Below are 21,907 nucleotides of genomic sequence, written 5' to 3' on the forward strand. Positions count from 1 at the left end.
GAACGGCCAACGTACCCCTCTTCATGGGTAGTTCAGAGAAGGTTCCTGGCCTCAGCCGACGCGCTGTCCGACGCGCAGGACGCTCAGATAACGGCGGGCCGCGCGGTCGCCCATCCGCGTACGGATGCGTTCGGCGATGGCGTCGAGCAGTGGCTCGCGGACCTCGTGGTCGAGCTTCCGATACAGCGACAACGAGCGAAGGTGATCGGCGAAGCCGTCCCCGTCGAACCACTGGACGGTCGGGTACCAGCGCACGACCGTCGGGCCGAACAGTCCTCCGGGATCTTCGACCAGGCCCCACCCTTCGTCGGTGGAGCGCACGTCGTCCTCCAGCGGAGGATGGCCCCAGTCGGGGTCCCCGGGGCAGAACCGCTCGTGGAGGTCAGCGGTCTCGGCATACAGCTCCGGCTCCCACGGTCGGCGGACGACGACGTTGCCGAGCAGCGCCATCCAGCCTCCCGGAGCGAGCACGTCGTGCGCGCGCTGCCAGCCGATCGACGGGTCGACCCAGTGCCACGACGACGCGGCCACCAGAACATCGAAGCGTCGACCGCGGTCGTCCCACTCCTCGAACGTCGACGTCTCGACTTCGACATTACGGAAGTCGGCGAGCCGTTGGCGGGCGAGTGCGGCCATGCCCGCGCCGGGCTCAACTGCCGTCACCGAGCGCCCGAGCACTGCCAGCGAGCGCGTCGCCTGACCGGTACCGCAGCCCACCTCCAGCACCGACGACTTCTCGTCCATGCCGGTGACGGCGACAAGATCCGCGAACAAGTCCTCGGGATAGCCCGGCCGGACGCGGTCGTAGAGCTCCGGCACTTCGTTGAACACACGGCCGAGGGCGCGTGGATTCGGGGGCATCTGCGGCTCTTCGGTCACGGGCGCACAAGCTATGGGGCTCGTACGGGGAGGCGCCACTGGTTTACCGGTGGCCGTCTGTCGCCGGCCGGCCTCACTTCAGGTGCAGGCCGAATGAGGCGGGCCGGCCAAGGCGGCAACTCTCGATCAGGCGCGCCGGGTTGGGGCATGCTGGGGTGTGCTCGTCCGCTCTACTTCGGTGGCAGGAGGCTGGTCGGTGTTACGCATTCACTTCACGACGGAAGACCTCGCCCGGACACGAGTGGCCGCGACGATCGGCGTGGCGGCGGAGGTCTACTACAGCCTGGAACTCCTGCGAGAGAACCGGCACCTTCCGCACTTCCGCACATGGCGGTCGGCTGTCGCGGGCCGGATGGGGGCCGACACGCGCCCCCTGACGTCCCTGGTTCCGATGCGAGGTCCCGGGCTTGATCTGCTGGCCCTGATGGGCGATGTGCCCTCTGTGGACCACGCCGTGGACAACCTGCTGCACGCCCCGGCGTCCCGGCTGCGACGCGAATTCGAGGATCTCCACTTCCACCCCGTACACCTGCCATGGGCCAAACGCGTGGCCGAGGGCGACCGTGACGCGCGACGGGAGCTCGCCGAGGCCGTGCGCGCCTGCCATCGGCTGACCGTGGAGCCGTATTGGCATCGGGGGCGGTCCGAACTGGTAGCCCTGTCCACCCGTTTCGCGAACCTGATGCTGGAGGGCGGCATCGATCTGCTGCTGCGTTCGATCTGCGCACCACTGATCCGCTGGCGTCCGCCGGTGCTCGAAGCTCCCTACCCGCGCCGAGTTGACGTACGTCTGCGGGGAAGAGGACTGCTCATCACGCCCACGGTCTTCTCGAAGCACCCGGTGAGCTTCCTGTGGGACCCGCTCGACACCGCCCAGCCACCCCGACTGACCGTGCCGGCTCTCCGTAGGCCGCTGACCGGCACCGACCCCACAGAAGCGGACGGCTCCGTCGTGCGGAACCTGGAGTCCCTGCTCGGCCGCACGCGAGCCGCCGCCCTGCATGTGACAGCAGAAGGCTGCACGACGAGCGAGTTGGCCCGCCGCCTCAACGTCACGGCCGCGGCGGCCAGTCAGCACGCGACCGTGCTACGGAACACGGACCTCATCACCACCAGCCGCCGAGGCGGGTCCGTACTGCACCTCATCACCCCCCTCGGCCTTGCCCTGCTGCAGACCGGTGTCCTGGTGGAACCGTGAGGCGATGCGCCTGCCGCCCCGTCCCCCTTTAAGCCGTGGCTTAAGAGATGGGCCGCAGGTGGCCGACCTGCCCAGGATGTGAAGCCGCAACCGGCTCATCCCATTCTGGAGGTCGTATGAAGACTCATCTCGCTGCCGCCGTCGGCTCCGTCGTGCTGACCGCGGGCACCTTGTTGGGTGCTCCCGCCGCCGGCGCGCAGACAGCCGCCTACCCGACCAGCACGTTCGACGTCACATACGGGGCCAGTTACGCCCGCGGCACGCTGACTTGGTACAACCGGTCGGTCGGGGCCGATGGAACACTCCGTGCCGTCGGCTGCCGACGGGCGTGGCTCGGCACGTACACCGCCTCTGCGGACCCGCTCGACTCCAGGAGCACCAGCACGCAGTGCAACGTCACGTATCCGATCAAGACCACAATCCCTGCGGATGTGCCCGGCGGGGCCGCATTCGTCATCGTCTGTGTTGACGATGCGAACGCGAATCCGCTCAAGTGCGTGAAGTACGACCGGCCCTGACCCATCCGTCCGGTCGGAAGGTGACGTGCCACACGGGCCGCAGGGCGGAAGACCTGTGCGCTGTGCCCTGGCGAGCCGCGTGACGGCTCCCAGGGCTCCGGTGTACCCGTGCCCTGGGAGCCAAGCCGTGAGTGAACTGGGCTCATCAGCACCGCAGGCCTCGGAAACCGGAGGCACTGCCAGCCGGTAGGAGCTACTGATCACCCCGCAGATAGCGGGTGACCATGTCCACCAGTTCGTTCTCGAAGGTCTCGACCGGGATGGTCTGTGGGGCGGCCATGAGTTTGTGCGTGTTCAACTCCACGGTGAACACGATCAGTTCGGCCGCGGTGTCGAGGTCTCGTACGTGGACGTCCGGGTGCCGGGCGAGGAGATCGCGTACCTGACCGACGCGTACCTTTCCGTGCCGTTCGATCGTGTCGAGCAGTTCCTGTGAGAGCGAGGCCTCCTCGATCATGATCCGCAGCAACTGTGGATCGTCGCGGTGGTTGTCGATCGCGTCCCGGACCAGCGCCCGCGCCGTCGCCTCCAGGCTCCCGGCGGACAGATCCAGTAGGTCGGCCTGTGTCCACGTGCCGCGGTCGATGTGCCGTATTGCCAGCTCGGCGAGGATCGCGTCCTTGTTCGGGAAGTACTGGTAGAGCGAGCCGATGGAGATGCGGGCGTGTTCGGCGATGCGGTTGGTGGTGCCGGCGGCGTAACCGTGCTCGGCGAAAACATGAGCAGCGGCGGTGAGGATGCGGTCGCGGGTGAGCTCGGCACGCACCTGTCGGGGCTTGCGACGTGGCTGAAGACGGCGTTCGGCCGACGGCATTCGGAGGCCTCCTCGGGGCGCGAAAAGCGAGTAGCCAAAGAGCTGAGCTATTGCTCACAATAGTGCCATGAGCTGCGGAAACAAGGGCGCAAGCAGTGTGGGTGGCAGGCAGTGATCCCGAAGGTGTACCTGCCCGAGTCACGCCGGATGATCACGTTGGAGGTGCGTCGCCGCGAGTTCCTCACACCGGGCTTCGCGAGCGTCACCCTCGGCGGGCCGGCCCTGCGGGATCTGGTCGTGGCGGGCGGCGACCAGGCGGTTCGACTGTTCTTCCCGCGGGAGGGCCAGACCGCGTTGCGGATGCCGACCCTCTCGAACGAGGCGTGGATCGCGCAGTTGTTGCTGGTGCCGAAGTCGGCCCGCCCGTGGGTGCGCAACCTGACGATCCGGCGAGCGCGGCCCGCGGACGACGAGATCGACATCGAGTTCGCGCTGCACGGTGACTCACCCATGGCGTCCTGGGTGCGCCGGGTCGAGCCGGGCGCACCCGCCGGGATCTTCGACGTCGGCACGATGTACCGACTGCCGGAGCACGCGGGGGGGCAGGTGCTGGTCGGGGACGAGACCGCGCTGCCCGCCATCCTCTCGATCCTCGACGGAACGCCGCCCTCCCTGCCCACGGACGTCTACCTGGAGGTGGCGACCGCGGCGGACATACGGTCCGTCAAGGTGCCCGCAGGCGTCCGCGTCCACTGGTTCAGCCGCGACGACGAAGAACTGCGGCCCGGCACTTTGACGCTGGACGCGGTGCGCGAGGCGTCGCTGCCGCCCGGGCGCTTCTACACGTGGATCGCGGGCGAGTCCCGCCTGGCCACGAGCGTACGGCGACACCTGGTCGACGACCGTGGCGTACCCAAGCGCGACATCTCGTTCTTCGGCTACTGGCATCTGGGCCGGTCCGCCCCCGGCTGAGAGGAAACCCCGTGCCACCTGCCATCAACTTCCGCGACCTGCACCGACTCACAACGGCGGAGGAGGTCGAGGCGACCGTCGGCCGCCCGGCGTCGGTGGTCATGCTCAAGCAGATCAGCGCCCTCGACGAAGGCTGCCGGACCATCCTCGCCCGGTCCCCGATCGCAGCTTTCGGGTACCGGGACAGCCACGGCTCCAGCAGGACGACCTTCATCGGCGGCACGCCGGGGTTCGCGCGTGTCCACTCACCGACCCGGATCTCGTTCCCGCTGCCCGACACCGGCGACCCGCAGGGTCCGGTCTCGTTCTTCTTCCTCCTGCCGGGCGTCGGAGAACTCCTGCGCGTCAACGGTTCGGTGGCCGCACGGAAGCGTGCGGAGACGATCGTCGACATCGAGGAGGCATACGTGCACTGCGCGCAGGCCGTCCTCCGGTCCCGCCTGTGGCAGCCACCCACCCCGGCCGAGCCACCGACCGCCGACATCACGGGTGCCGGACCCCTGTCCCGTCCCGGAGTCGCCGAGTTCCTGGCCGCTTCACCGTTCCTCGCACTGTCCACGTGGGACTCGTCCGGAGGAAGCGACACGAGTCCGCGCGGGGACCGGCAGGCGGTGGCCCGGATCCTGGACGGCCGCACGCTGGTCATCCCGGACCGCAAGGGCAACAAGCGCGCCGACACGCTCCACAACCTGCTGCGCGACGACCGGCTCTCGCTCGCCGCGCTCGTTCCCGGGCGCAGCGGTGTGCTGCGGGTCCGCGGCCGCGGCGCGATCACCGACGATCCGGCACTGCTGGAGACGATGGCGCTGCGCGGGATGCCCCCACACCTGGCGCTGCTCATCGAGGTCGAGCACGCCGAGGTGACCGGCAGTGACCCCTTGGTGCGCTCGCGACTGTGGATCCCCGGCGTGCACCTCGACCGCGGGCCGATGCCGGACATGATGGCCATGGCGGGCGAGCACCTGGCCGCTGGTTCGGCCGAGACGGAGGGCGGACCGCCCGCGTTCCTGCTGAGGGCCCTCGGGAAGATCCCGGGCATCACCGGACTCCTTCGGCTGGCGGCGAACCGTGCCTATGCGTCCGGGCTGCGGAAGGAGGGGTACGAGGACATCGAGACCGGCGCCGACACGCGGCGCCGTGGTGTCCTGCGCCGTCGCCGTTCCGAGCGGGACGGCGACGCTGGGAGCGACAACAACAGCGGCACGGCAGACACGCTGCGCCAGGTGCGCGTCACCGAGGTGCGCAGGGAGACACCGAGCGCGCTCACCCTCGTACTGGAAGATGTCGACGGGCATGCGGGATCGTTCGACTTCCGGCCCGGCCAGTTCTTCACGCTCGTCGCCGACATCGACGGCCGCCCGGTGCGGCGGGCCTACTCGGCCTCGTCGGCACCGGGTTCGTGCCGACTGGAGGTCACCGTCAAGCACGTGGAGGGCGGCCGGTTCTCCACGCACGTGCACCGCGGCCTGCGCGCCGGGGATCACCTCGCGGTGCGCGGTCCGTCGGGGTCCTTCCACACCCCACCTCAACTACCGGACGAGATCGTGCTCGTAGCGGCGGGCAGTGGGGTGACACCGATGATGAGCATGATCCGCGCCCGGCTCGCCGAACGGGCGGGGCGCGACCGGATCGCGCTGCTGTACAGCAGTCGTAGCGCGGAAGAAGTCATCTTCGCCGACGAGTTGGCCCGGCTGGCGAAGGAGCACCCCGACCGGCTGTCGGTCACGCATGTCCTGACCTGCCGGGACGGGCGCCTCGACGAGGACGGTGTACGTCGTTGGGTCACCGGCCTGTCCCCCGCCCCCGCGGCCCACTACTACGTCTGCGGCCCCGAACCACTGATGGGCACCGTGCAGGGCGTCCTGTCCGGGCTCGGGGTCCCGGACGAGCTGGTGCACCACGAGCGCTACGCCAGCGGCGCGGACAACGGGACCGCGGTGACGGTGCCACAGGAGATGACCGTCGAGCAGAACGGCCACCCCGTCGGCACGGTGGTGGTCGAGCCCGGCCAGACGCTGCTCGACGCGGGACTCGCGGCGGGGCTGCCGATGCCGTACTCCTGCACGGTCGGAAACTGCGGCGACTGCATGGTGCGCCTCCGCGGTGGCGAAGTCACGCAGAACGAGCCGAACTGCCTTACAGAGCAGCAGAAGGCCGACGGCTACGTGCTGACCTGTGTGGGCTGCCCGCTGTCGAAGGTCAACCTCGACATCACGGATCCGTGAGAACGCCATCAGTATCGAGAGCCCGCAGGATGTGGTGATCGAGGCGGAGATGACCGGGGACGGCCCCTGGCGCTCGGGGACCGTCTACTTCCACCTGCCGGAAGATGGGGGCTGACGCGGTGGCCGACTCCGCGGCGCCCCTGGGCGGCCCGACCGCACGAAGGACTCGGCACCTAAGCGGCCCTCTAACGTAGGCCAACTAGGCGCGTCCGGGGTGTTGTTCATGTGGCGGGTTCACGGTCTCTCGTTCTCTGGTGCGGGCAGCTTGGGCGTAGCGGACGGCCAAGTCCCCGAATGCGCTGGCCAGTTCGGGCGGGCCGATGACCTCGATGTCCGTGTCGAAGCGGCCGATGGCGGCGGCGAGTCCGGTCCATGACCAGGAGCCGAGGGTGAGTCGGCAGTGGTGGGGGCCGAGTTCCTCGACGATTCCGTCCTGGGCGAAGGGCGCGACCTCGGTGGCGGGGACGTGGAGGATGACTTCGCCTCGGCAGGGCCAGTCGGTGGTGGTGCCGTCGTTGCCGCGGAACCGGCTGGTGACGAAGGTGGAGACGGTGCCGCCGGGGAGGTCGCGCGGGGCGAAGCGGGGGCCGGTGGGTGTGCGGGGCCGGACGCGGTCGACGCGGAAGATGCGCCAGTCCTCGCGGTGGAGGTCCCAGGCCACCAGGTACCAGTGCTGACGCCAGGTGACCAGGTGGTGGGGGTGTACGCGGCGGACGTCATCGGTCGAGGTGTTCGGCCCCGGGGCGTAGTCGAAGCGCAGTTCCTCGCGGGCTTGGATGACGCGGCTCAGGTCCAGCAGCACCTGGGCGTCGACCTGGGCGGTGCCGTCGGCCGTCGCGGGCGGTTGGATCGCGGTGATCTGCAACAGCTCGATGCGGTGGCGCAGTCGGGCCGGCATGACCTGGCTGAGAGCGGCCAGCGCGCGGGAAGCGTCTTCGGCGACGGTGGTGCCGGCGGCCGCGGTCTGGAGCGCGACGGCCAGGGCGACGGCCTGCGCGTCGTCGAACAGCATGGGCGGCAGGTGGGTGCCGGCCGCCAGGCGGTAGCCGCCGGCCGGTCCTTTGACGGTCGTGATCGGGTAGTCGAGTTCGCGCAGGCGCTCGATGTCACGGCGCACCGTGCGCGAGGTGATGCCGAGGCGCTCGGCGAGATCGTCGCCGGACCAGTCACGGGGTGTTTGGAGGAGCGAGAGCAGCGCGAGCAGCCGGGCGGACGTTTTGTGCATGGCACCCATCCTTCCTGGAGTACCGGACACATCCTGTCCGCTACCTCTGCCAACGTGGCACACGCGCCGCTCGGAAGGCATGTCCCCCGGTCACGGCGGCCGCCACCGCTCGGCATCGACTGCCGACGGCGCATCTTCGTCACATGAGGCAAGGAGCAGGTCATGTCCGTCACGACCACCACCCATCTGAACTTCCGCGGCACCGCGCGCGAGGCGCTGGACTTCTACCAGTCCGTCTTCGGCGGACGCACCGTCGCGGTCACCTACAAGGACGCGGGCGCCGTACGGGACGAGAGCGAGGCGGACTGGGTGATGTGGGGCGAGGTGGTCGGCGACAACGGCTTCCACGTCATGGCGTACGACGTGCCCTCGCAACTGCCTTGGAACCAGGGCGAGAACCCGTTCTTCGTCTCCGTGCGTGGAGACGAGGCCGAGGAGATCAGCGCCCTGTGGGGCAAGCTCGCCGAGGGCTCGACCGTCGTGAGTCCACTGGAGCCCGCGCAGTGGGCGCCGCTGTACGGCATGCTCACCGACCGCTTCGGTGTCACCTGGGTCCTGGACGTCAGCGCGCCCTACAACGGCTGAACCAACCATGTTCCGCAGCCACCGACATCAGTGCCGCTCATGAGGCGGCGATCGCTGCCGGCCATACCGTGAGCTCCGGACCTGTCGGACTTTGACGGAGAGACTCGCTTCTGACCTGAGGCGCACCGCAACGACAGGTGATCGGGACCGGGGCCAGGATGTGATGGACGTGGGCCGGTGGCAGATTGGGAAGGACTATCTCGCTTCCCACCACGTAGGGACCGATGACCTCGTGCAGCGCTCGATGGGACAGGGCCTGCCTGGCATTGACGCGCCGTAGGGCCCCGCCGCCGAGGTAGCTGAAGAAGGAGAGACGGCCACCCGGCCTCAAGGAGGTCAGCAGCTGGCGGGCGATCGCATCGACCTGTCGGGGTGGGAAGTTCGCGAAGGGGAGGCCGCACACGATGGTGTCGTACTGCCCGATCTGTTGGTCCTGGATGAGGCCGTGATGCAGGCGGATCCGTGAGCTCGCCCGAGCCAACTGCGGGTCGTACTGCAGAAGCCACTCGAGTCGTGCGGCGAACTGGGCGTTGGCTTCGACGAGTTCGAGTGTGTCGTGCGGGCCGAGGCGGCGCGCGAGGTGACGTGTGACGGCGCCCGTGCCCGGCCCGACCTCCAGCACGGCTCGGGGGTGTTGTCGGGTGCCGGGTTGCACATGGCGGGTGAGGGCCTGGGCCAGGGTCGAGCCGCTGGGTACGACGGCGCCTGTCATCTTCGCGGTCCGGGTGAACTGCCGGAGGAATGCCAGGGTTTCCGAGAGGGTGGATGTGGTGGTCGGGGTCGTCACGTGAGCACCTTCGCCTTGCTGGTGGGGCGGGGAGGTCGGCAGTTCGGGTGCGCAGCTTGTGCGGCGCACATGGTGGGGGGCCGCCCCCTCGTGTCTGGGGGCGGCCCCGGGTGCATGTCTCGTGTCGGCGAGCAGCCGTTACTTGTTCTCGCCCGGCTTGCCGACGTGGTCACCGTCGCCTGGGGTGTCGTCGCCCGGCTTCGCCCGGTCGACCGGCGCGGCCGACGAATCGGAACCCGGGCTGGCGGGGGCCGTTGCCGCGGGGGCGTCGTTCTTCTCTTCGCCTCCCTTCCCGCCGACTCCGGACAGATTGAGCTGGTAGGCGAAGAGGAGGGCGGTTACGGCGAGGGTGGCGGTGAGCCAGAGGGTGATGCGTCGCATGACGTGCTCCAAGGAAGTGTGGTGGTGGGTTGATCGAGTGCGTCGGTCACCAGGCGAACTCTTCGGTGTGCAGGCTGTCGCGGTGGACGCCGGCACGCCTGGTGGCCTTGCGTACGGCTGACAGCCAGGCCGGGGGTCCGCAGACGTAGACATCGCGGTCGGCCACGTCGGGGACGAGTTCCCTGAGCACCTGGGCGTCGTCGATGTGGGTGCCGATGCCGGCCGGCAGCCAGGAGTCGTCCGCGCGGCGCGCGCCGGGCATGAAGTGCAGCTCGACCCCGCGTGCGGCGGCGATCTGCCGCAGTTCGTCGGCGAACACGGCGTGCTCGGCCTCGGTGTAGCGGTACAGGAGCGCGGCCTCACCCGGCCGGTAGGGAGTGTCCTCCATCAGTGCGCGCATGGGCGTGACACCGATTCCGGCAGCGATCAGCAGCATGCGGGGGTGGCGTCGCCGGCGTGCGGTGAGCGTGCCGTAGGGACCTTCGATGAGGACGCGTGTGCCGGGCTTGAGGCGGGCCTGGCGCTCGCTGCCGTCTCCGGCGATCTTGACGGTGATACGGAGATGGCGTGCCGTGGGAGCGGCGGACAGGGTGTAGGGGTTGCCGCGGGACCAGCCGGGGCCGTCGAGGAAGCGCCAGATGAAGAACTGGCCGGACTCCGTGCGCAGCCTGTCCAGTCGGTGCCCGCGCATGACGACCGAGAAGACGCCGTCTCCCTCGGGGCGAACCTCTTCCACGCGCAGTCGGTGGTAGAGCGAGCGCCACAGCGGCCAGGCGAGACGGTAGACGAGGGTGACTCCCCCGCCGAAGAGGTAGAGGGTCCACCAGTAGGCGCGTGCCCAGGCCTCGTGGAAGTCAGCGCCGTCGCCGATCATGTGCGGGAAGGTGAACGCGGTGCCGAGATAGGCGTACAGGTGCAGCAGGTGCCAGGACTCGTAGCGCAGGCGCCGTCGGGCCGCCCGTACCGAGGTGACCACCACCATGATCACGGCGGTGGTGCCGATCGTCGCGAACAGCATCCAGGAGTCGGTGATGAACAGGCTCCACAGTTCGTCCGCGGCCGCCGCCGGGTCGCGCATGACCCGTTGCGCCGCGAACAGCACGACGTGCGCCGTCATCAGCCAGAAGGAGGCGAAGCCGATCCAGCGGTGGCGTCGGGTGAGCAGGTCGTGGCCCCAGGAGCGCTCCACCCAGGGGATGCGGGCCAGCAGCACCACCTGGAGCACCATGAGGTCCGCGGAGACGAGTCCGGTGAGCAGGCCGAGGGAGCCGATCGCCGTGTCCACGGTGGTGAGGCTGAGCAGTCCCTGGTTCAGGATCCAGATGAACACGACGGCGACCACCGAGGCGATGGCGGCCGGTCCGAGAAGATCGGCCAGGCCGAACCGCAGGCTGCCGCGGCGTGGCCCCCTGGGCGGCCTTCTGTGCTCGGTGGCCGCCGTTTTGGATGTGCTCATCGCTGCCTTCCCTCGGGCGTGGAGTGGGATCGGGCGCCTCGTGGGGCGCCTCGATGACCAGAGTGGAGGGCGTTTTTGTGGCAGCTTTAAGAAGCCTGTGACGGCGTCGGACGTGGGGTGTCGGCACCGGTTCACCGGCCCCCGTGGTGGCTCCTGGCCACGGCGTCGCCGGTAAAGCTAAGGTGATCCGCGCTTGTCCAGCGGAGTGGATCACCATGGGGGCTTCACCGTATGAACGACTCACCTGAGGTCTCCGGCCCGGTACTGCCCGGCTATCCGGAGCCGTTGTGGATCCAGGCCGTCAACGTGATCCGTGGCGAGATCGATCGCGGGGTGCTGCAACCCGGTGGCCGGTTGCCGCCCGAGCGTGAGCTGTGCCAGCAGTTGGGGATCAGCCGGGTGACGCTGCGCAAGGCACTGGGCAGTCTGGTCGAGGCCGGTGTGCTCAATCCGTCGCACGGGCGGGGCTGGTACGTCGCGCAGAGCGCGCAGAAGAAGGAGTGGCCCAACAGTCTGGAGTCGTTCAGCGAGACGGCGACCCGGATGGGGCTGAGGCCGCACTCGAGGGTGCTGCGCGCGGAGACCAGTCCGGCGAGCATCGACGAGGCGGAGCAGTTGGGGATCGCACCGGGCACCGCGCTGTTCCGGCTGGAGCGGGTACGTCTGCTGGAGAACGTGCCGATAGCTCTCGACCTCACCCGGCTGCGGCACGCGCTGGTCCCGGACATCGAGCAGGTCGACTTCCAGGAACGGTCGCTGTACTCGACGCTCTCGGCGGCCGGCATCGAGCCGGTGCGCGCGGACAGCACGATCGAGGCGACCAAGGCCGACGAGCGAACGGCCGAGCAACTGGACCTGGCGCCCGGCGACCCCGTACTCGTGATGCGCCAACTCGCCCTGAACGCACAGCAGGAGCCGTTGTTCGTCTCGACGATCCAGTACGCGGGCGACCGCTACCGGCTGCGTACGTCGTTCGCCCGGTCCTAGCCCGCTGCGGGTCCAGCGGGTCTCCAGCCCGGACCCGTCGGTGCACCCGGTCCGGTGGGTCTCCCGCCCGGACCCGTCGATGCGGCCGACACCGTCAGAACAGCACGACCCCCTTCACGAAGTCGGGCCCGGCCTCCTCCATCGCGCCGAACGCCTCGTCGATGTCGTCGAGGCCGAACCGGTGGGTGATCAACGGCGCGTAGCTGAAGCGCCGTTCGCCGATGAGGCCGAGGGCGTCGCGCATCGCGGCGACCAGGCGGGTGCGGTCGGGGCAGAAGCCGTTGACGACGGTGACGGCCTTGTACCAGAGGTCCATATCCATCATGGCGTCGCCGGTGTGGTGGTACCCGACCACGCAGAGCGTGCCGAACGGCCGGACCATGCTGCCGGCGGTCTTCAGCCCGCCGGTGGCGCCGGTCGCCTCCAGGACGATGTCCGGCCGGGCGTCGGTGGCCCAACTGGTCTGCATGCGGTATTCCTCGGGCAGTTCGTCGGGGGCGAAGACGAGGTCGGCGCCGAGGGCGAGCGCGCGACGGCGGCGCGCCGGGTCGGGATCGACGCCGACGAGCAGGCCGGGTGCGTGCCGCTTGGCGAGTTGCACGAGGCCGAGGCCCATGAATCCGAGGCCCACGACGGCGACCCGGGTACCGGGGCGTATGCCCGTGCGGGACAGCGCCTCCTCCAGGTCGGCGACGGGTTCGCCGATCGCGTGCGCCGGTTCGATGCCCGGCGGCACGGGCAGTACGGCGTTGGCGTCCATGACCGCGAGGGTGGCGAACCCGTCGCCGCCCAAGCCGGTCACCACGTCTCCCGGCTGCCATCGGGTCGCGTCCCGCCCGACGGCGACGACCCTGCCGACCATCTCGTGACCCAGCCGTACCGGCGCTTCGGCCGGATCGTGGGTGAGCCACGGACCGATGTCGGAGGTGCAGACCCCGCACGCCAGGACTTCCACCAGGACCTGGCCGTCGGCGGGGACCGGGTCGTCGGCGGTGACGACCTCGGAGGTGCGGGGGCCGACGAGTTGGCTGAACTTCATGCGGGTCTCCTGTCCGAGTGGTGCCGGTCAGTGTAGCCAAGTGGTTCTAAGTGGTAAGCACTGGCACAGGGTGTTCATGGCTGAATTCTCTGCCCTATTCGAACCGTATTAACCCTGTATGCGCACTATAGAGGGCGAGTTTTCGCCGCGTTACCTTCCGTTCGACCCCTAGACAGGATCGGCCGACGTATTAGGATGTCGGCAAGAGGTATGCAAGTGGCACACCATCAGGTGTCCGCACACCATCAGATGTCATCGGAGGGGAGGCGGTCATGGACGACTCCACGCGGGCCGTGCCGGATCGGAACCTCTCCGCGGTGGTCGTGGGTGCGGGTTCGCAGGGCAGGGTGCACGCTCTCGGCCATCTCGCCGCGCCGGGAGTGACACTGGCCGGCCTCGCGGACATCGACCTGGCCTCGGCCAAGGCACTGGCCGCGGAAGTCGACGTACTTCATGTCCGTCGCGACTTCCGCGAACTGTTCGCGGAGGTACGGCCGGACATCGTCAGTGTCTGTACGCCACCGGCCCACCACCTCGACGTCGTACGTGCGGCGATCGCGGCGGGAGCGCGGGCGGTGCACTGCGAGAAGCCGATCGCCCTCAGCTACGGCGATGCCGTGGCCATGACGACCGAGGCGGCCGACGCCGGAGTCGTCCTGACCTTCAACCTCCAGCGGCGCTTCGATCCCGTACAGGTCCAGGCGCGGGAGTGGATCGCACAGGGCGAGATCGGCGACGTGGTGACCGTCGAGGGCTACTGCCCCAACCTCTTCGACTGGGGCACCCACATCCTCGACCTGGTCCTCTTCCACCGGCAGGACACCGCCCCGGACTGGGTGTTCGGCCAGATCGACGTCTCCGTCGACCGCTACGTCTACGGCGTCTTCACCGAGACCGCCTCACTGACGCAGGTGGGCTGGGCGGACGGGGTACGGGCGGTGGTCTCCACCGGACGTGAACCCCATACGTCCGTCCTCAATCTGGAGAACGACCTCGGACTGATCGTCCAGGGAACCCGGGGGCGGGCCGACATCCGCGGTGCCCGCACCCTGCTCCGGCGCTTCGGCAAGGACGACCTGGTCCGGGAGACGGCGTTCGACACCGACCCGCGCAACTGGGACCGCGGGGTCGATCCGGCGATCGTCGCCGGCACCGCCGACGCGATCCGCGACCTGGTCGAGTCGCTGCGCACCGGCCGACGACCGGTACTGCACGCGGACCACGCGCTGCGCGGCGCCGAACTGATCTTCGCCACCTACGAGAGCAGCAGGTCCAGACGGCGGGTGCCGTTGCCGCTGGACCGGATGGACAACGCCCTGACCAGCGGGCGGGCGGAGGGCTTCTGGAGCCCTTCCGGTGAATTGCGCTCCACCTACTGAATCGAGCCTCCGCATGCAGATACCCAGGCCCCGCCATGCCCCGGTGCCTCGCGCGGGCACGCCTGCCGCGCGCACCGCAGGGTCCACCGCCCTGGCCGCCGAGCGGTCCGCCGCGCGCGCCGGCCGGCCCGCCGCCCTCGCCGTGATCAGCGGCGACGACGTGTACGAGGACCTCTTCACCGCGGCCTCCGCGCTCGAAAGCGCCCTGACCGACGAGGGGTTCGCGATCCGGACCGGCCTGGGCACCGCGGCGCTGGACGGCGCGGCCGACGCGGACGTGGTCGTCCTGTTCACCGCGTTGGGCCGCTTCACCACCGGGCAGCGCGCGGCCCTGGCACAGGCGGTGCGCGGCGGTTGCGGCCTGGTCGCCCTGCACTCCACTACGGTCCTCGCCTCCCCGCCGGACCAACTGGACGAAGGGGACCGGCTGTTGGCCGAGCTGTTCGGCAGCCGCTACGTCTCGCACGGACCGCGTCCGCACGAGAGCCGGTTCGAGGTGCGCCTCGACCCGGACCACGAACTCACCGCCGGCATCGACCCGTTCGAGGTGACCCACGAGCACTACCGGCTCGCGACGCGCCCCGATGTGCGGGTCGTCGCCTGGCGGGAGACAGGCGACGGGACCGAACCGCTGGTCCACATCCGCCGGTTCGGGGCCGGCCGGGTCGTCTACGTCCAACTCGGCCACGACATGCGGATCTGGGGCGAGCCCGGAATGCGCCGGCTGGTGCGGCGCGCCGCCCGCTGGGCCTGTCGTCCCGATCAGCCCGTACAGAACGGGGAGTGACCGGTGCGCACCCTGCTGCGGAAGACCGCCTTCTATCTGCTCACCGCGTGGGCCGCGATCAGCCTCAACTTCCTCATCCCGCGGATCATGCCGGGCAACCCGGCGGACAACCTGATCAACCAGTTCCACGGCAAGTTGAGCCCGTCCGCGGTGCACGCCCTGCGGGTGCTGTTCGGGCAGTCCAACCAGAACCTGTGGCAGCAGTACGTCAGTTACTGGCACAGCATCTTCACCGGCGACTTCGGGACCTCGTACGCGTACTACCCGTCGAAGGTCAGCACGGTCCTCGGGCAGAGCATGTACTGGACGCTGATCCTGATCACCATCTGCACGGTGCTCGGTTTCGTCATCGGCACCACGCTGGGGATGCTGGCGGGCTGGAAGCGCGGGAGTTGGCTCGACTCGCTGGTGCCGGTCACGACGTTTCTGTCGTCCATCCCGTACTTCTGGTTCGCGATCATCATGGTGTATCTCTTCGCGATCACCTTCAAGTGGTTCCCGTTGTCCGGCGGTTACGCGCTGGACCAGCACATCGGTCTGAACGCCGGCTTCATCGGCAGCGCGATCAACTACGCCGTACTGCCCGCCGTGACCATCACGGTCGCGTCGATCGGCGGCTGGCTGATCGGCATGCGCAACATGATGGTCACCACGCTCAGCGAGGACTACGTACGGCTCGCCGAGGCCAAGGGCCTGTCCCGGCGCCGGGTGATGTACACCTACGCGGCACGCAACGCGATGCTGCCCTCGCTGTCCGGCTTCGCGATGTCGCTGGGGTTCGTCATCGGCGGCTCGATCGTCACCGAGGTCGTCTTCAACTACCCCGGCATCGGATCGGTGCTCTTCAAGGCCGCGCAGGCCGCCGACTACCCGCTGATGTCCGCGATCTTCCTGCTCATCACGGTGCTGGTGCTCGTCGCCAACCTCATCGCCGACATCGCGTACGTCTTCCTCGACCCGCGGACAAGGGAGAGCTGACCATGGCCCTGCAACCCGCCGCCCTGGCCGAGGCGGACACCTCCGTGGAGTCTTCCGGCGGACCCAGCCGCCTCTGGCTGCGGCTGCTGCGCTCACCGCTCACCCTCAGCGGCCTGGTGATCGTGCTGATCTTCCTGGTGCTGGCGGTGATCGCCCCCTGGATCTCGCCCTACGACCCCTCGGCGGTCAGCGACACCACCCTCGCCGGGCCTTCCGGCTCGCACTGGCTGGGCACCACGCAGAACGGCCAGGACGTCCTGTCGCAGATGCTCTACGGCGCCCGCGCCTCGATGCTCGTCGGCATCGGCTCCGCCGTCCTCACCACCATCCTGTCGGTGCTGGTCGGTGTCACCGCCGGATACGTCGGCGGGATCGGCGACGAGGTGCTGTCGCTGCTGGCCAACGTGTTCCTCGTACTTCCGAGCCTGCCGCTGACCATCATCCTGGCCGCGTATCTGCCGCACAGCGGCTCCCTCGGCATCATCCTGGTGATCACGGTGACCGGCTGGGCGTGGGGCGCACGGGTGCTGCGCGCGCAGACCCTGTCGCTGCGCAAGCGGGACTTCGTGGAGGCGGCGAGGGCCACCGGCGAGCCCACCTGGCGGATCATCCTCAAGGACATCCTGCCCAACCAAGTGGCCGTGATCGCCGCCGCCTTCCTCGGCACGGTGACCGCCGCCATCCTCACCCAGGCCAGCCTGGCGTTCCTCGGTCTCGCAGACGTCACCCAGTGGTCCTGGGGGACGATCCTGTACTGGGCGCAGACCGGCAGCGCGCTGCTGACCGGCGCCTGGTGGTGGTTCGTACCGGCCGGGCTGGCGATCGCGATCCTCGGCACCGCGCTGTCCCTGGTCAACTTCGGCATCGACGAGTTCATCAACCCGCGGCTGCGGCAGGCCGGCATCGGCACCAAGAAGGCCCAGCGCGGCCAGGTGACGGCGAAGCGGACCCGCCGCGTCAGGCACCGGGGCCCGGCGCCGGCCCGGACGGCCCCGCAGCCCTTCACCCAGGACAGCACCGACGTCGTCCTCGATGTGCGCAACCTGCGGGTGGAGTACGTCGGCGAGGGCGGCCGCACCCCGGCGGTCAGCGACGTGTCGTTCACCCTGCGGCGCGGCGAAGTCCTCGGCATCGCGGGCGAGTCCGGCTCCGGCAAGTCCACCCTGGCGTACGCCATCACCCGGTTGCACAAGCCGCCGGCCGAGATCTCCCAGGGCGAGATCCACTACACCAAGCCGGACGGCGAGACCGTCGACGTGCTGGCCATGGACGACGCCGAACTGCGGGGGTTCCGCTGGGAGGAACTGTCCATCGTCTTCCAGTCGGCGATGCACGCGCTCAACCCGGTGCTGCGGATCGGGGCCCAGATCGAGGACGTCATCGTCGCCCACCGGCCGGGGATGACCGCGCCCGAACGGGCCGCCCGGGTCATCGAGTTGCTCGGCACCGTCGGCATCCCGGCGGACCGTGCGAACTCCTACCCGCACGAACTGTCCGGCGGTATGCGGCAGCGGGCGATGATCGCCGTCGGGCTCGCGCTCGACCCCGAGATCATCGTGATGGACGAACCGACCACCGCGCTCGACGTGGTCATCCAGCGCCAGATCATCGAGAAGATCATGGAGTTGAAGGACCGGCTCGGCTTCTCGGTCGTGTTCATCACCCACGACCTGTCGCTGCTGATCGAACTCTCCGACACCATCGCCGTGATGTACGGCGGCAAGGTCGTCGAGATGGCGGCGGCCGACGACTTCTACCGCCGCCCCCAACACCCCTACAGCCGCGGCCTGCTGGCGTCCTTCCCCACCCTCGGCGGCCCGAAGCGGGAGCTGACCGGCATCCCCGGCTCCCCGCCCGACCTGCGCCGGCTCCCCACCGGCTGCGCCTTCCAGCCCCGCTGCCCGCACGCCTTCGACGCCTGCGCCCTACAGGTCCCACCGCTCTACGAGATCGCCGGCCCTGGAGGCGGCACTTCACTGGCGGCCTGCCTACTCCACCGGGACGACGAGCAGCACACGGCGCCGGAGACGGATGTGCCGGCGCACGGCTCGAACGGTGCCCGGACCTCCATGAACGAACTCGCGACAGGTGACACACGATGAGCGGTGAGACGACGGCCCTGACCGACAGCGGCACCGGAACCCGGACCGGTGGAACGGCCGACGCGCCCGTCCTCGAAGCCGTCCACGTGACCAAGCACTTCCCGGTACGCGGTGGACTCCCCCGGCGCGGCACCCCGCGCAAGGTCGTGCATGCCGTCGAGGACGTGAGCCTGAGCCTGTACGCGGGACGGATCACGGCCCTGGTCGGAGAATCGGGCTCCGGCAAGTCGACGCTGGCCCGGCTGCTGGCCCAGCTCCACCCGCTCACCGGCGGAGAGGTGCGGCTGCACGGCGAGCCCGTCAAGGCGATGCGCGGACGCGCCTTCCGCGACCACGTCCGCCAGGTCCAGCTGATCCTCCAGGACCCCTTCGGCTCCTTCAACCCGGTCGCGACGATCGCGGGCACCCTCAAGCGGGCCGTCGCCCTGCACCACCCGGGCAAGCGCGGCAAGGAGCGGGCCGCCGTCATCGACGACCTGCTCACCCAGATCAACCTCGTGCCGCCGCGGCAGTTCACCTCCAAGTACCCGCACGAACTGTCCGGCGGGCAGCTCCAGCGCATCTCCATCGCCCGCGCGCTCGCGGCCGACCCGGAGGTGTTCCTCGCCGACGAGCCGGTCTCCAGCCTCGACGTCTCCATCCGCCTTGGCGTCCTCAACCTGCTGCGCCGCCTCACCGAGGAACGCAACGCGGCGATGCTCTACGTCACCCACGACATCGCCTCCGCCCGCTACTTCGCCACCGACACCGCGGTGATGTACGCCGGCCAGATGGTCGAGAGCGGGCCGTCGGAGGAGGTCACGCAGCATGCCGCGCACCCGTACACGCAGCTGCTGATCGCTTCCGCGCCCGATCCCTCGCGGGTCGGCGCCGACCGGGTCAAGGACATCGGGCAGCCGCCCAGTCTCATCGACCCGCCGTCCGGCTGCCGGTTCCACCCGCGCTGTCCGTACGCGATGGAGCGGTGCGCGGCCGACGCTCCCCCGTCCTTCGACATCTCCCCCGGCCACAGCGCCCGTTGCTGGCTGTACGCCGACGACGCCGAGGCCCGGGTCCGACGCGCCGAGAACGCCGAGGCCGTCGCGAGCCTGACCGCTCCGGTCGACCCGGTCGCGCAGTCGGAGCCCGGCTCCCCCGCGACCCCTGACTCTCCCGCCTCCCCCACGTCGTGAACCGAGGGGCCTCCCCGCCGGCCCGTACGGAGCTCTATTCGCTGTCCCTACGTTCAAGGAGCAGACGCACGTGACCACTTCACAGTCTCCGCTCGCGTCAGGCATGACGAGACGCGGTCTTCTCGCCGGAGCCCTCGCGGGCGCGGGCGCCGTCGCCCTGTCGGCCTGTCAGCCGTCCGGGGGCAGCAGTTCGGGCGGCAGCGCCACGCTCACCGTGGCCGGTCAGTCCGACAACCTCACCAAGGTGTTCAACCCGTACCTGGCCAACACCGCGCAGAGCCTGACGTACACCGGGCAGGGCTCGGGCGGCTTCATCTACGAGCCGCTGGTGCAGATCAACACAGTCGACATCGGGCACGACATCCCGTGGCTGGCCAAGAGCTGGCGCTGGTCCAACGGCAACAAGACGCTCACGATGGACCTCCAGTCGGGCGTCAAGTGGACGGACGGGCAGCCGTTCTCCGCCGACGACGTGGTGTTCACGTACACCATGCTGAAGAAGAACGCCGGGCTGAACCTGCTGGGTGTGGACATCGCGTCGGTCACCTCTCCTTCGCCGACCCAGGTCGTCTTCACCTTCCCGCAGCCCTCCGAGCAGTTCTTCACCAACGTGGTGTCGGCGCCGATCGTGTCGCAGCACATCTGGTCGAAGGTCGCGGACCCCGCCAAGTACACGGACGAGAATCCGGTGGGGACCGGGCCGTTCAAGCTGGACCAGTTCTCGCCGCAGAGCTTCACGCTCGTGCGCAACGAGGACTACTGGCAGCCCAAGGCTCAGATCAAGACGTTGCGGTTCGTCGCGTACAAGGACAACGAGGCGATGACCAACGCGCTCGTGCAGGGCCAGGCGGACTGGGGCGGCACGTACATCGCCAACGCCGACAAGACCTATCTGAGCCGCAGCAAACACAACAACTACTGGGCGCCGCTGGCCGGCACCGACGGGCTGATCCCCAACCTGGAGCGGTGGCCGCTGAGTGACATCGCGGTGCGCAAGGCCATCAGCTACGGCGTCAACCGCAAGCAGGTCGGCGCGGCCACCGCCTCGCCGCCGGCCACCAGTGTCACCGGGCTGCCGATGCCGGCGTACACCTCGTCGATCGCCCCGCAGTACAAGGGCGTCGACTTCGTCCAGGACGTCGACAAGGCGCACAAGACCCTGACCGACGCCGGGTACACCAAGGGCGGCGACGGCTACTACAGCAAGGGCGGCAAGCGGGTCGAGTTCTCGATCACCTTCCCGTCGGCGTACACCGACATCGCCTCCCGGGTGCAGGTGCTGGTGTCCCAGCTGAAGGACATCGGCATCAAGCTCTCCATCGACACCACCACGGTGACGGACATCAACACCCGCACCGGCAAAGGTGACTTCGACTCGACAATGGGCTACCCGGTCAACTCCGCGCCGCGCGCCTTCTCGTACTACAACGACACGATCAACCCGAACCTCTACTACCCGATCGGCAAGGCGACTCCGACCTTCCAGAACATCGAGCGGTTCCGCAACGCCGAGGCCGCGACCCTGTTCAAGCAGTACCCGCAGGCCACCACGGACGCCCAGCGGCAGCAGATCCTGAACGGGATCGAGCGGATCTTCGTCGACAACCTGCCCTGGATCCCGATGTTCTATTGGGGCAGCTACGGCAACTGGAGCACCGCGAAGGCGACCGGCTTCCCCAGCCCGGACAACCCCTACTTCAGCCCGGTGCCCAATCCGGTGGTCGCCCTGCGGCTGAAGCCGGTCTGAGCCGCCGCGCGTCGAGCGCCCCCGAACCAGTCACCACACTTCCGCGAGGAGAGCCATGTCCCATCTCTCGACGCCGAGAGCCATGGTCGTCGTGAACGGCGACGACATCCACCACGACCTGATCGCAGCCGCCGGAGTCTTCCAGCAGCTCGGTGTCGAGGCCGGGTTCGCCACCCGCAGGGCCATGGGCACCGGACGCTTCGTCGATCCGCGGCCGGAGACGGCCGAGTCGGACGTCTACCTCTTCTACACGGCGGGCGGCCACTTCGCGACGGACCAGCAGCAGGCGCTGGCCGACGCGGTGCGGTCCGGCAAGGGGCTGGTCGGGGTGCACGGCGCCAACATCATGGGCTGGCAGGGCGACGGCCTCGACCCCGCCGACCGCCCACTGTTCGAGCTGCTGGGCAATCGCTACCTCTCGCACGGGCCAGGGCATCACGAAGGCCGGCACCGCATCGAGATCGTCGCCGACCACCCCGTCACGGCGGGGGTCACCGACTTCGAACTCTTCGACGAGTACTACGAGTTCGAGCTGGCGGACGACGACGTGAAGGTGCTCGCGCAGCGGCACCGGGCGGACGGCGAGGTCATTCCGGTGCTGTACGCCCGGGAGTTCGGGGCCGGCCGGGTGGTCTACCTCGCACTCGGCCACGACATGCGCTCCTGGGGCGAGCCGCCGGTCCGCGCCCTGGTCCGTCAGGCCCTGCTGTGGGCGTCCGGCCGTGACTGAGACGAC

Annotated in this window: 20 protein-coding genes and 1 pseudogene; 14 read left to right on the top strand and 7 right to left on the bottom strand. The window is 69.3% G+C overall.

Annotated elements, in window-relative coordinates:
- Positions 1-51 precede the first annotated feature (51 nt).
- Positions 52-879, bottom strand: a complete 828-nt coding sequence (locus ACWD5F_RS00490) for a class I SAM-dependent methyltransferase (RefSeq protein ID WP_451249625.1) — start codon at positions 877-879, stop codon at positions 52-54.
- Positions 880-1,075: 196 nt separating this feature from the next.
- On the opposite strand from ACWD5F_RS00490, the gene ACWD5F_RS00495 reads away from it, so the two are divergent.
- Positions 1,076-2,077, top strand: a complete 1,002-nt coding sequence (locus ACWD5F_RS00495; protein WP_451249627.1) for an ArsR/SmtB family transcription factor — start codon at positions 1,076-1,078, stop codon at positions 2,075-2,077.
- A gap of 116 nt (positions 2,078-2,193) precedes the next feature.
- Positions 2,194-2,595 (top strand): hypothetical protein, encoded by a 402-nt coding sequence (locus ACWD5F_RS00500; RefSeq protein ID WP_451249629.1) that lies wholly within the window; start codon positions 2,194-2,196, stop codon positions 2,593-2,595.
- A gap of 193 nt (positions 2,596-2,788) precedes the next feature.
- Here the strand turns inward: ACWD5F_RS00500 and ACWD5F_RS00505 are convergent, their stop codons facing one another.
- The gene (locus ACWD5F_RS00505; RefSeq protein ID WP_451249631.1) at positions 2,789-3,409 is read right to left on the bottom strand and encodes a TetR/AcrR family transcriptional regulator; all 621 of its coding nucleotides are present in this window, start codon (positions 3,407-3,409) and stop codon (positions 2,789-2,791) included.
- A gap of 111 nt (positions 3,410-3,520) precedes the next feature.
- On the opposite strand from ACWD5F_RS00505, the gene ACWD5F_RS00510 reads away from it, so the two are divergent.
- A complete protein-coding gene (locus tag ACWD5F_RS00510) occupies positions 3,521-4,321 on the top strand; it encodes a siderophore-interacting protein (RefSeq protein ID WP_451249633.1) in 801 nt (266 codons plus the stop codon).
- An 11-nt stretch (positions 4,322-4,332) separates the two neighbouring features.
- Positions 4,333-6,546, top strand: coding sequence for a 2Fe-2S iron-sulfur cluster-binding protein (locus ACWD5F_RS00515; RefSeq protein WP_451249635.1), 2,214 nt, complete (start codon positions 4,333-4,335; stop codon positions 6,544-6,546).
- A gap of 199 nt (positions 6,547-6,745) precedes the next feature.
- Here the strand turns inward: ACWD5F_RS00515 and ACWD5F_RS00520 are convergent, their stop codons facing one another.
- Positions 6,746-7,771 carry a helix-turn-helix transcriptional regulator gene (locus ACWD5F_RS00520; RefSeq protein WP_451249637.1) on the bottom strand — a complete coding sequence of 342 codons (1,026 nt, stop codon included), beginning with the start codon at positions 7,769-7,771 and terminating at the stop codon, positions 6,746-6,748.
- 162 nt (positions 7,772-7,933) lie between these two features.
- On the opposite strand from ACWD5F_RS00520, the gene ACWD5F_RS00525 reads away from it, so the two are divergent.
- Entirely contained in the window at positions 7,934-8,356 is a 423-nt protein-coding gene (locus tag ACWD5F_RS00525; protein ID WP_451249639.1) for a VOC family protein, read from the top strand.
- Between the two features lie 37 nt (positions 8,357-8,393).
- Here ACWD5F_RS00525 and ACWD5F_RS00530 read toward each other — a convergent pair whose 3' ends face one another.
- The 3 genes from ACWD5F_RS00530 to ACWD5F_RS00540 form a co-directional block, all read right to left on the bottom strand.
- Positions 8,394-9,143 carry a class I SAM-dependent methyltransferase gene (locus ACWD5F_RS00530; RefSeq protein ID WP_451249642.1) on the bottom strand — a complete coding sequence of 250 codons (750 nt, stop codon included), beginning with the start codon at positions 9,141-9,143 and terminating at the stop codon, positions 8,394-8,396.
- 138 nt (positions 9,144-9,281) lie between these two features.
- Positions 9,282-9,524: a hypothetical protein gene (locus ACWD5F_RS00535; RefSeq protein WP_451249644.1), complete on the bottom strand. Its 243-nt coding sequence runs from the start codon at positions 9,522-9,524 to the stop codon at positions 9,282-9,284.
- 46 nt (positions 9,525-9,570) lie between these two features.
- Entirely contained in the window at positions 9,571-10,980 is a 1,410-nt protein-coding gene (locus ACWD5F_RS00540) for a ferredoxin reductase family protein (protein ID WP_451249646.1), read from the bottom strand.
- Positions 10,981-11,211: 231 nt separating this feature from the next.
- On the opposite strand from ACWD5F_RS00540, the gene ACWD5F_RS00545 reads away from it, so the two are divergent.
- Positions 11,212-11,967 (top strand): GntR family transcriptional regulator, encoded by a 756-nt coding sequence (locus tag ACWD5F_RS00545; RefSeq protein ID WP_451249648.1) that lies wholly within the window; start codon positions 11,212-11,214, stop codon positions 11,965-11,967.
- A gap of 94 nt (positions 11,968-12,061) precedes the next feature.
- Here ACWD5F_RS00545 and ACWD5F_RS00550 read toward each other — a convergent pair whose 3' ends face one another.
- Positions 12,062-13,006 (bottom strand): zinc-dependent alcohol dehydrogenase, encoded by a 945-nt coding sequence (locus ACWD5F_RS00550; RefSeq protein WP_451249650.1) that lies wholly within the window; start codon positions 13,004-13,006, stop codon positions 12,062-12,064.
- Positions 13,007-13,278: 272 nt separating this feature from the next.
- Here ACWD5F_RS00550 and ACWD5F_RS00555 point away from each other — a divergent pair, with 272 nt between their 5' ends.
- The 8 genes and pseudogenes from ACWD5F_RS00555 (at position 13,279) to ACWD5F_RS00590 (ending at position 21,901) form a co-directional block, all read left to right on the top strand.
- Positions 13,279-14,385 (top strand): Gfo/Idh/MocA family protein, encoded by a 1,107-nt coding sequence (locus tag ACWD5F_RS00555; RefSeq protein WP_451249652.1) that lies wholly within the window; start codon positions 13,279-13,281, stop codon positions 14,383-14,385.
- 13 nt (positions 14,386-14,398) lie between these two features.
- Entirely contained in the window at positions 14,399-15,172 is a 774-nt protein-coding gene (locus tag ACWD5F_RS00560; protein ID WP_451249654.1) for a ThuA domain-containing protein, read from the top strand.
- 3 nt (positions 15,173-15,175) lie between these two features.
- Positions 15,176-16,150, top strand: coding sequence for an ABC transporter permease (locus ACWD5F_RS00565; protein WP_451249656.1), 975 nt, complete (start codon positions 15,176-15,178; stop codon positions 16,148-16,150).
- Between the two features lie 2 nt (positions 16,151-16,152).
- Positions 16,153-16,986, top strand: a pseudogene (locus ACWD5F_RS00570) (ABC transporter permease); the annotation flags it as partial.
- A gap of 198 nt (positions 16,987-17,184) precedes the next feature.
- Positions 17,185-18,252 carry an ABC transporter ATP-binding protein gene (locus ACWD5F_RS00575; RefSeq protein WP_451251000.1) on the top strand — a complete coding sequence of 356 codons (1,068 nt, stop codon included), beginning with the start codon at positions 17,185-17,187 and terminating at the stop codon, positions 18,250-18,252.
- The gene (locus ACWD5F_RS00580) at positions 18,249-19,424 is read left to right on the top strand and encodes an ABC transporter ATP-binding protein (RefSeq protein ID WP_451249657.1); all 1,176 of its coding nucleotides are present in this window, start codon (positions 18,249-18,251) and stop codon (positions 19,422-19,424) included. The genes ACWD5F_RS00575 and ACWD5F_RS00580 overlap by 4 nt, the downstream gene beginning before the upstream one ends.
- Before the next feature lie 70 nt (positions 19,425-19,494).
- Complete coding sequence (locus ACWD5F_RS00585) at positions 19,495-21,171, top strand: ABC transporter substrate-binding protein (protein WP_451249659.1); 1,677 nt, start codon at positions 19,495-19,497, stop codon at positions 21,169-21,171.
- A gap of 55 nt (positions 21,172-21,226) precedes the next feature.
- Complete coding sequence (locus ACWD5F_RS00590) at positions 21,227-21,901, top strand: ThuA domain-containing protein (protein WP_402355839.1); 675 nt, start codon at positions 21,227-21,229, stop codon at positions 21,899-21,901.
- Positions 21,902-21,907 lie beyond the last annotated feature (6 nt).

The sequence above is a fragment of the Streptomyces sp. NPDC002499 genome (genome assembly GCF_053595415.1).

Bases quoted from the DNA above. Each gene is read 5' to 3' on its own strand.
- ACWD5F_RS00505 (WP_451249631.1), bottom strand. From the start codon at position 3,409: ATGCCGTCGGCCGAACGCCGTCTTCAGCCACGTCGCAAGCCCCGACAG.
- ACWD5F_RS00555 (WP_451249652.1), top strand. From the start codon at position 13,279: ATGGACGACTCCACGCGGGCCGTGCCGGATCGGAACCTCTCCGCGGTG.
- ACWD5F_RS00525 (WP_451249639.1), top strand. From the start codon at position 7,934: ATGTCCGTCACGACCACCACCCATCTGAACTTCCGCGGCACCGCGCGC.
- ACWD5F_RS00520 (WP_451249637.1), bottom strand. From the start codon at position 7,771: ATGCACAAAACGTCCGCCCGGCTGCTCGCGCTGCTCTCGCTCCTCCAA.
- ACWD5F_RS00590 (WP_402355839.1), top strand. From the start codon at position 21,227: ATGTCCCATCTCTCGACGCCGAGAGCCATGGTCGTCGTGAACGGCGAC.
- ACWD5F_RS00580 (WP_451249657.1), top strand. From the start codon at position 18,249: ATGAGCGGTGAGACGACGGCCCTGACCGACAGCGGCACCGGAACCCGG.
- ACWD5F_RS00560 (WP_451249654.1), top strand. From the start codon at position 14,399: ATGCAGATACCCAGGCCCCGCCATGCCCCGGTGCCTCGCGCGGGCACG.
- ACWD5F_RS00545 (WP_451249648.1), top strand. From the start codon at position 11,212: ATGAACGACTCACCTGAGGTCTCCGGCCCGGTACTGCCCGGCTATCCG.
- ACWD5F_RS00500 (WP_451249629.1), top strand. From the start codon at position 2,194: ATGAAGACTCATCTCGCTGCCGCCGTCGGCTCCGTCGTGCTGACCGCG.
- ACWD5F_RS00550 (WP_451249650.1), bottom strand. From the start codon at position 13,006: ATGAAGTTCAGCCAACTCGTCGGCCCCCGCACCTCCGAGGTCGTCACC.
- ACWD5F_RS00540 (WP_451249646.1), bottom strand. From the start codon at position 10,980: ATGAGCACATCCAAAACGGCGGCCACCGAGCACAGAAGGCCGCCCAGG.
- ACWD5F_RS00535 (WP_451249644.1), bottom strand. From the start codon at position 9,524: ATGCGACGCATCACCCTCTGGCTCACCGCCACCCTCGCCGTAACCGCC.